The 8,824-nt window shown below is 49.5% G+C and carries 8 protein-coding genes; 2 read left to right on the top strand and 6 right to left on the bottom strand.

The window, feature by feature from the left end; translation table 11 throughout:
- The 5 genes from IQ235_RS11325 to IQ235_RS11305 all read right to left on the bottom strand — a co-directional run.
- On the bottom strand, positions 1-1,134 hold a 1,134-nt coding region (locus tag IQ235_RS11325; RefSeq protein ID WP_264321571.1), incomplete at its 3' end, for an iron uptake porin.
- Positions 1,135-1,427: 293 nt separating this feature from the next.
- Positions 1,428-2,669: a glycosyltransferase family protein gene (locus IQ235_RS11320; protein WP_264321570.1), complete on the bottom strand. Its 1,242-nt coding sequence runs from the start codon at positions 2,667-2,669 to the stop codon at positions 1,428-1,430.
- Positions 2,670-2,874: 205 nt separating this feature from the next.
- On the bottom strand, positions 2,875-3,288 hold the full coding sequence (locus IQ235_RS11315) for a response regulator transcription factor (protein WP_264321569.1): 414 nt from the start codon (positions 3,286-3,288) through the stop codon (positions 2,875-2,877).
- A gap of 242 nt (positions 3,289-3,530) precedes the next feature.
- Positions 3,531-4,196 (bottom strand): response regulator transcription factor, encoded by a 666-nt coding sequence (locus tag IQ235_RS11310; protein ID WP_264321568.1) that lies wholly within the window; start codon positions 4,194-4,196, stop codon positions 3,531-3,533.
- 394 nt (positions 4,197-4,590) lie between these two features.
- Positions 4,591-6,030: a sensor histidine kinase gene (locus IQ235_RS11305; RefSeq protein WP_264321567.1), complete on the bottom strand. Its 1,440-nt coding sequence runs from the start codon at positions 6,028-6,030 to the stop codon at positions 4,591-4,593.
- Between the two features lie 201 nt (positions 6,031-6,231).
- On the opposite strand from IQ235_RS11305, the gene cobU reads away from it, so the two are divergent.
- On the top strand, positions 6,232-6,813 hold the full coding sequence (gene cobU / locus IQ235_RS11300) for a bifunctional adenosylcobinamide kinase/adenosylcobinamide-phosphate guanylyltransferase (RefSeq protein ID WP_264321566.1): 582 nt from the start codon (positions 6,232-6,234) through the stop codon (positions 6,811-6,813).
- Positions 6,814-6,919: 106 nt separating this feature from the next.
- On the opposite strand, the gene IQ235_RS11295 is transcribed toward cobU, so the two are convergent.
- A complete protein-coding gene (locus tag IQ235_RS11295; RefSeq protein ID WP_264321565.1) occupies positions 6,920-8,422 on the bottom strand; it encodes a hypothetical protein in 1,503 nt (500 codons plus the stop codon).
- Between IQ235_RS11295 and IQ235_RS11290 the strand changes: the two genes are divergently transcribed.
- A complete protein-coding gene (locus IQ235_RS11290) occupies positions 8,411-8,629 on the top strand; it encodes a hypothetical protein (RefSeq protein ID WP_264321564.1) in 219 nt (72 codons plus the stop codon). The two genes, IQ235_RS11295 and IQ235_RS11290, sit on opposite strands and share 12 nt — an antisense overlap.
- Positions 8,630-8,824 lie beyond the last annotated feature (195 nt).

Below are 8,824 nucleotides of genomic sequence, written 5' to 3'. Positions count from 1 at the left end.
CATCAAATCCACATCTCCAGCTTGGGCGAAATTGCGCGCGTAAGCCACGGCAACCGCCAGGTTCTCCTCCGGTTCCACAACCGCTTGGACGATCGCACTGTGAGATCCGTTAAACAATCCCAAACCCCCTTCACCAGAAGCGGCATCCCCCGAACCGGCGGCATAGCCGATATTGAGTTCCAGCCAATCCTCGGGTTGGTAGCGGATGCCAACCCCAGTTCCTCCCGGCCCCCGTAACGTCCCCGGATCGCGCCGTGCGAAGCGAGAAACCGCCCCGCGTCCGCTACTGGAGAGGGGATTGAGGACGGTGGCAATATCGTTGACGCTGACACCGCCAATCCCCGTTACCACCCGAAGTCGATCGGTGATGGGAAACTCGTAAGAGAGGTCGATCCCAAACGCTCCATCACTCTCCCCATCAGTTGCCAAGCGACTCATAACCGTTCCGGTACCGCGATCGAGACGACCGAGATCGCGACTTTGCAACCGGGTTTGCAGTATATCTTTGCCCGTCAGGCTAGTTGTGAGGTTGAGGCGCGCCCGATATCCGCTAAAAGCCTGGGTATCATCATCACCACCGAGGTCATCATCGCCAAAGCTGTCGCCCACTTGAAACAAGACCTCGCCATTAAGTTTGCTGGTGGTGGAAAACGGTTGTCCGATAATATCGTCGAGGGTTTGCAGTCGATCGCCGAAGGTTTCGAGTTCCAGAGCAAAATCCTCCTGCAACCGTTGAAGAAGGGTCAGTTCTTCGGGGGTGAGGGGAGCATTTGAGAGTTCCCACCGCAACTGACCGAAGCAGGCATTCAAGGCGACGGCATATTCATAGCGGGTGAGGGGACGACGACCGAGATCGAGATGCTGTATATCTCCAGAAACACAGCCATAGCGGTTGATGAGGTTTTGCAATGCTTGGTAGGCCCAATCCGTAGGTTGAACGTCGGAGAGTTCGTAGGCCTCTGGGAGTTGAGCCAGATATGGGGTTGAAGTTTGGGGTTCGCCAGCGTTGACTGGAGGAAGACTGGCGATCGAGGCGGCACTGATACCACTTAAGATTACACTCGAAATACAGCCGGAAAAGGGTCTGGGAATCTGTTTAGAACGGGTATCGGTTCGATCGACAATGTGAGTCATGTAGATCTGAATTCGGGGTAACTCGCAGATTGCGCGCAAATGTCTTGAAATCTTTTATACCGCTAACGATATTCGAGCGTGTGGATGTCTGGATTCAGCAAACATTCGCAACCTGACACAAGTTTTAAAACGCTTAAACTTTCCTGTTCGTAAGTTGGGGATCGTCGCTGTACCCAGTGAGTTCGGATTGCTGTGGTGGAGGACTTCACAGATTCTAAACCTCACCGACATTAAGATATCGCGGTCAGTCAATTCGATCGAGTCTAAAATATCAGTTAAATTACCGAATCGTCTTAGCTAGCTAAGACAGTGGGTGACTGTGGAGGTTTTGATAACTTCTGGCTCCAGAGAAGTTGGGAAATCTCGGATTGAATGCACGGTAACGCTCCTAGGTCTAATTGGACGGGTATTTTAATTCGAGCGGAATCTCGAATTAAATCTTGAGAATTCAGACAATCGAGAACGGCGGTTATTAAATTTTGAGGCGTCAAAATATCGGGGTGAATCGATTTTAGCAATCCCAATTCTGCCAAGCGTTGCGATCGAATCAGTTGCTCGCGAACGGGATGAACGCGGGGAACCACTACCGCCGGTTTATTTAGGGATAAAATCTCGGAAATAGTGTTGTATCCTCCCATAGAAACAACGGCATCTGCCGCTGCCATGTAACTCATTAAATCGTCGCTAAATTCTCGCATCATCACCTGGGTATAATGACGGGCGATCGTGAAGAAGTTTTGCCGTTGTTGGATGGGCATTTCCGGACCGCAAATTATTAAAGTGCGAGGGATACGATCGCAACTCAAGCTAGCCAATCCGTTGAGGTAGTTTTCAATGAGTCGCGCACCATCTTCTCCACCTCCCGGTGTGACAAGAACGAGCTTTTCTTCTGGTAAAACTTTTAACTCTCGGCGCACATCTTGCTGGGACTTTCGTCCATTTTTTTTACGAATATAACCACAAAACTTAACTTTCTTAGCACTTTCTGGAGAAAACTGATACTCTCGAACCAAGTCAAATACCTCCGGCGTTCCCACGGCTAATATGCGATCGTAAAAAAGTTCTAGAGCATCGTAGTATCCGTACTGCGTCCAATCTTCGATCGTTTTTTCTGGAGTATCTAGAATGTCTCGGAGTAGGAGAATATTTTGAGTTTGGGGTGAAAAAGCTTTGAGATAATTTAAGGTTGGTTTTAGCTCGTTTTTCAAGCCATAAGGCTTTTTATCAACCAGGAATAAATCTGGTTGGAAGTTGAGGGTTGCCATGTGAATGAGTTGCGATCGCAGTTTCACCGTTTCTTCGACAGAAGTTCCGAGAAACTTTGCGGCTAGATTTCCATTTCGATCGCGTCCCAAACAGGGTAGTTTGATATAGTCTAGTCCTTGGGGCAATCGAAAGGAATGGATGATAGGAGAGCCAGAGATAAATAATATTGAAATTTGCGGTATTGTCTCGCTTAGATGCTCGCAAATCGCAAGCATTCTACGAAGATTACCTAAACCGAATGCATCGTGAGAATAAACCAGCAGTTTCATCTCGATCGATCCTTTTTTCTTTTCGCACTTCCCATCATGAAGTCTCTTCGTAAACTTCAGATGAATCTTATACGATCGAAGATGAAAAATTGATGAGAAATTTCTAATATTTTAAGATTTAGAGTTCAATTTTTATTGAAAAATCTCGAGCGAAGCAAAAATATATCGCAATTCTCGCGCTTTTTGAGGTCTACCCAAATTTTATTTAGAAGTACTGTAGCTGATGTACTTTATGGCTCAATCTTTCTACCAGTTCGTGTTTTGTCGTGAGGCAGTGACGAACGCTTGCAAGAAGATGTTTAAACCGGAACGGCTTGGGTAAAAAATCATCGACAATATCCGAAAACTCTGGAACCTTTTCCCGAGCTTCATCGCAAGCCGTTATCAAAATAACAGAAACAGATTTTTTGCGATCGCGCAATTGTTTCAAAACTTCCCAGCCATCGAGTATCGGTAAACCAATGTCGAGAATCAGGAGATCGAAATTTTCGAGATCGAGATATTGAAGTGCTTGGGCACCATCAGCAGCAATTTTTGGGCGATATCCATTTTGCTGTAAACCTTTTTCCAAGAATGCAGCAATTCGGCTTTCATCTTCAGCGATTAAAATTGACCTCATTGAATTCAACCTTTTGTAAAAAAATAAGATGAATGTGAAGAGTGGCGAGAAAAAAACGATCGACTGATTCCCGTGAAATTCAACGATTTTCCATCCACTCAAAACTCTTTTGTTGCGATCGGGATATCTCGAGCTTTTTCCCCGAGGATACGTGGGTGATGGATATCCCGATCGAGTCAAGCTTCGGTCTTCACCGTAGCCATCCCTTGTGAACTTTAGATGAAATCGAGATGAGAACCTTCTTACGATCGCAGCCGATACCCCATTCCTCGCACGGTTTCGATCGATTTGTGCCCCAGCTTCTTGCGCAAATACCCAACGTAAACATCGACGATATTCGATCCGGGATCGTAGTCGTAGCCCCAAACGCGGTTGAGGAGTTGTTCGCGGCTCATCACCTGTCCTTTGTGGCGCACAAAGGTTTCGAGCAACAAAAACTCTCGGGCGGGCAACTCAACTTCGCAATTATCCACCCGAACCTGACGAGTCCGCAAGTCGAGGACGAGATTCCCCGCTTCGAGGCAGATTTCTTGCCCGACGCTGGTGGTTTGGCGGACGAGTCGCAGGCGAATCCGGGCGAGCAGTTCGTCAAAATGAAAGGGTTTGGTCACATAGTCATCAGCTCCCCCTTCCAATCCTGTAATCTTATCGTGCAAATCGTCGCGAGCGGTCAAAATAATAATCGGAAGTTGCACCCCCTGACCGCGTAATTCTTCGAGCAACACCAGTCCATCTCGGTCTGGCAAACCCAAATCTAGAAGTAATAAATCGAAACTGTCGTTTAAAGTCAAATGCATCGCCGTTTCCGCATCGGGAGCGATTTCCGTGACAAAGCCATTTGCCCGCAAGCCTTTATGAATAAACGAAGCAATACGAGGTTCGTCTTCAGCAATTAAAATTCGGGTCATTATTTACTCGTTGAACTCAGCATGGCGATGTCAAATTAGAGAGATATCTGCGGACTTCTAGAACCGTTCGCCAACAAAAACCGGTTCGTGTTGATTTGACATTGCCTAATTTGACAGTTCTCCATCAGACATTTGCCCCCTTGGAATATCGATGTCATACCGTTCTCATACCGACTTAGACTCAAAGATTTAGGGTCTGTAAAAATTACCCCTAAATTCTGTAACCTGAAATCCTGCCAAACTCTATCAGGTCTGGTGCCTAACTTCAAAAACTCGTTTGCTTGCAAAAGACTGTGATGTTGTCGGTTTTGAGGCGCGTAGCGAGATCGCACATTCCCTTAACAATTAGCGGTACTGACTGTACTTAAGGCCCTTGAAAACTGACGTATTCTCATCAACCCAGAGCAGAGGGGGTTTCCAGAGGCAGAACCAGGGTAAACGTCGAACCGACCCCCAGTTGAGACTGCAATTCCACCCGACCGCCGTGAGCCAGAGCGATCGCTCGCACGATCGATAGACCCAAACCCGCCCCCTCAGAGCGTCGCCGACCTCGAGCCGCACGGGCGAAACGCTCGAAAATTCGCGTTCGGTCGTCTTCGCTAATGCCTTCACCCGTATCGCACACCCAAAACCGAATCTCATCTCGATCGAGTCTCGATCCTAAAGCGATGGTGTCCGATTCTTGAGTGTAGTGGGTGGCATTTTGGGCGAGATTGAGAACCGCTTGGGTCAGACGCTGGCGATCTGCCCGGATGTGGCATCGAGCGACCTGCTCGAGTGTCCAGTTCCGGGTTGCTAGACCGCGTACTTTGGCGAAAAGTTCCTCACTCAAGCAGGCCACATCGACATTTTCCCGTTGTAAAAAATCGTGACGTTCGGCTTTGGCAAGCAGGATTAAATCTTCCACCAACCGACCCATGCGATCGAGTTCGTCGAGGACGAGTTCGACGGTCTCTTCCCGCTCGATGGGATCGTCTCCGAGCAGTTCTAAGTGACCTTGAATAATCGTAATTGGCGTTCGCAATTCGTGGCTGGCATCATTGATAAACGACCGTTGACTGGCAAAGGCATTTTGCAGCCGATCCATCATGGCGTTGAAGGTCATCGCCAATTCCATCATTTCCCCAGAACCGCGCACGGGAATGCGCCGGCTGAGATCGGTTTCGCCAATGGAACGCGCTGCATTCGTCAGCCATCGCACCGGTGCTAATACTTTCCCAGCGGCAAACCACGCCAAAATCAGAGCGAAGAACGATACGGTGGCAAGAACTTTTACAAAAATGACGTTCGACGCTAAGGCTTCCTCTCGTTCTCCAGCAGTGGTGTGGGCGACAATGAGTACCCCTCGAATCTGACTCCCGGTTCGTACGGGTTCGGCTCGGTAGAGAACGTTCCCAATTTGCAAATCCTCTGTTTTTTGTACGCCGCTCTGGGATGTCGTCGTGGTCGCCAAACGCTGGATGAGTGCAGAATCTTTTTGAATCACTTCTGGTAGCGCCGCAGGACTCGATCGATAGAAGGTTCTGTTGGAGATCGCAATCAAAAAGGTGTCATCTTCGGGAAGCTGCTGGTAGAGAAAGTCTGCAAACAGTTTTTCTAATTCCCGATCGCTGACATCTTCTCGTTGTTTGATATTTCGAGAGGCTTTCAAGCGCTTGAAATCTTGAATTTCCGATTCTAAATCTTCTCTAACTCTGGCATTGACTTGGGCAAAAACAAGTTGCGACGCGATGGGCATCGAAAGGCCGAGTAAGAATCCCATCAGCAAAACGTACCATGCCAAAATCGAGGCGCGTGCTTCCCAAAATAACCCGCGTTTGGAGATAAACTTCATAATTTTTCACCCAGACAACCAACTGGCATTTAGGGTACAACAATTCGCTCGGCTCGAAGGGATATAGCTTCGTGTCATTAAGAAGATAATTTATCTATTGAAGCAAGAGAATAATCTGTTTGAAAAAGGAATTTCTGACATAACATCTTTTAAAATTTATTTTTTCGATCGATAGCGGTCGTTTCCTCCTATGCTGTTGACATGAGCAGAGCGATCTTAGTTACCGGCCCGGCTCGATCGGGAAAAAGCGAATGGGCGGAAACTCTTGCCGAGGGTATGAGTTTACCCGTGACCTATATCGCCACGGCACAACGAAATCCCGAAGATGTGGAATGGCAGCAACGCATTGAAACCCACCGCCAGCGACGACCCACCCATTGGCAAACTCTAGAAGTTCCGATCGATTTAGCGGCGATCGTTCGCTCGGCAAGTGCCCGACACTGCTTGCTGGTGGATTCCCTGGGGACTTGGATCGCGAATTTTTTGGATCGTGACGGGGAAACTTGGGAAAAAACCGAAGCTGAATTTTTAGCAAGTTTGACCCAAACCGCCGCCAATGTCATTCTGGTTGCAGAAGAGACGGGGTGGGGGGTAATTCCGGCTTATCCCATCGGCCGAACATTTCGCGATCGCCTCGGAACCTTGGTGCGTCGGGTGGGGGCGATCTCGAATCCAGTCTACCTCGTCGCTGGAGGTCATGTTTTGAATCTGAGCGCGTTGGGTTCGCCGATTCACATCGATCGGGGGAAGCTGGCGCAGAGCGAACGAACCATGGATCGATAAACAGCGGATCGTTATCGTGGGTTTCTTCGGACTTTGGCTTTGCCTGTATGGAATCCGTTTGAGATCTATCGAAATGGTATCGCTCGATCGCCTTTCTCCCCCAGCCTCAAGAATTAGAATTCGATCGTCCCCAATCGCGCACCACCTTCGTCACCGACTCGCGGGTGACTTCCGCTCCGAACCCCCAAGCTAGCAGGGTGAGATAATCGCTCCAGAGATTCGCCCCAAAGGTGGGTTGTTTGACGTAAAGCTGAATGAAGCCCAATCCCGAGAGGAGAATGGTGGCGATCGCATAACTGGTGAGGGAGAAAATCTTTAGCTGTACTGGGGCTTTCGAGGTAGGAGTTTCCGTGGCAGGATGGACGGAAGGCGGGGCAAAGACCAAGCGGGGAATGGAGAGCACCATCTCCCGATTTCCCCCGGAGGTGAGGGGTTCGAGTTTCGAGATCGCTGTCTTCAAATCCTTAGAAAGCGTTTGATAGGTTTCCCCGTCGTTGGGAACCATCGTATTGAGTTGCAGCGCCAAATTTTGGGTCTCCACCCGCCAGGGTTCTTCCGACTCTCCCGGTACGATTCGCGCGCACAAGCCGTTGAGATGTTTCAAATCTTCTTCGAGTAACAAATAGCGATTGAGGTATTCTCCACACTCGTCGAGTTGTTGTTGCAGGGCTTGAGGCGGCCCGTTGGGGGCATCCTGAATGGCTCGATTGATGCGGCGGCAAACGGACTGAAGATACGATCGCTCTGGGCTGAGGTTGCCTTCTTCCTGAATTCGCTGCATCAAGCGCTCGCCGTAATCGATTTGGGCGATCCAATCCTCTCGATGCCGCCGCCACGTTACCCAAATGGCTTCGGCACGATCGATGGCTTCTCCGGCAACATCCCATTGTTCCCCTTGCAAAGCCATTTCCATATCTAACAAGTGAGCGTCGATTTGCGCCTGAAAAGAAGTGGCGCGGGCGAGTTTGGGATCGGCACTCATTTGAGCGTGAAGTTGCCCCATACGCACCAATACTCGATCGCGGGGTTTGCCTTGGGCGCGATAGGTCGAGAGTCCCACCCCCAATCCAACTCCTGTCAGCAGGACGATTAACGGCACGAGTGGGGAATCTTTGAGTTGAACGGTTAAGGGTAGCGTCTGTTGACCGTTATCGTATGTCAGCAGCAATTGACCGTTATACTCGCCGCTACTACTGATGCGATCGAAATCGAAGGTTAGAGGTAACGTCAAAATGGAATCGGCATTAATTTTTGTTTCCGGTTCTCCGGCCAAAATCGCCGCATCGGGAAATGTCGCTTCTCCCCCCCAGGTCTCTAATGCCAGCGGCACGACTTGCAAGTTTTCGAGGTCTCCCCGCGTTTGCAGCAGCAGGTTTCGGGTTTCGGCCGCACCGCGCGTCCCGCGAACGATGAGACGATCGGGGGTAATAGAAATGGGTTCTCGAACAAATTCTGAGCGATCGTCTTCTTCATCCTCAAAATCATCGTCAAAGTCCTGGGCTGTGGCGGGGAGGGCAAGCAGTGCGACTAGGGACAAGAACAACCCCCATCGCCAGGGTGCGATCGTCCCGTTGCGCTGGGGATTTTGGGAGATGAGATGACGTTTCATTATGATGGCTGGTTGCAGGTAGCTGGTAAGGGACTGGGTGCGATCGAGTTTGTCGAAACACTTCAGATTTCTCTTGAAGTGTCTCTAGCATTAGACTTTGCCGGGGTCTCTCAAGCGATTTGCTTGCAATCGTCGATCGTCGGAATTTCAAGCTACGGACATTCTACACAGCCAAACCGAGAACCGGGGGAAACGCACCAAAACTGACCCCTGATATCACAAGGAGAAAAGGTGATTAGCATTTGCGTTTTTCCTGTGCCTGCAAGTGGAATGGAGCCAAATCAGCCGTGATGGGGCGCTCGGCTAATTTCGTCACTTGCTCGGGATTGGAGTTTCCAGTTTTGTTCTTGGATGACCAGAGCGACAAGATGCGCGATCGAAAGAATGATGGCTGCGATCGCC

Source organism: Zarconia navalis LEGE 11467 (assembly GCF_015207075.1).
Classification (GTDB): domain Bacteria; phylum Cyanobacteriota; class Cyanobacteriia; order Cyanobacteriales; family Geitlerinemataceae; genus Zarconia; species Zarconia navalis.
The sequence above is the reverse complement of the archived record's forward strand: the minus strand, read 5'-3'. Positions and strand labels throughout refer to the sequence as shown.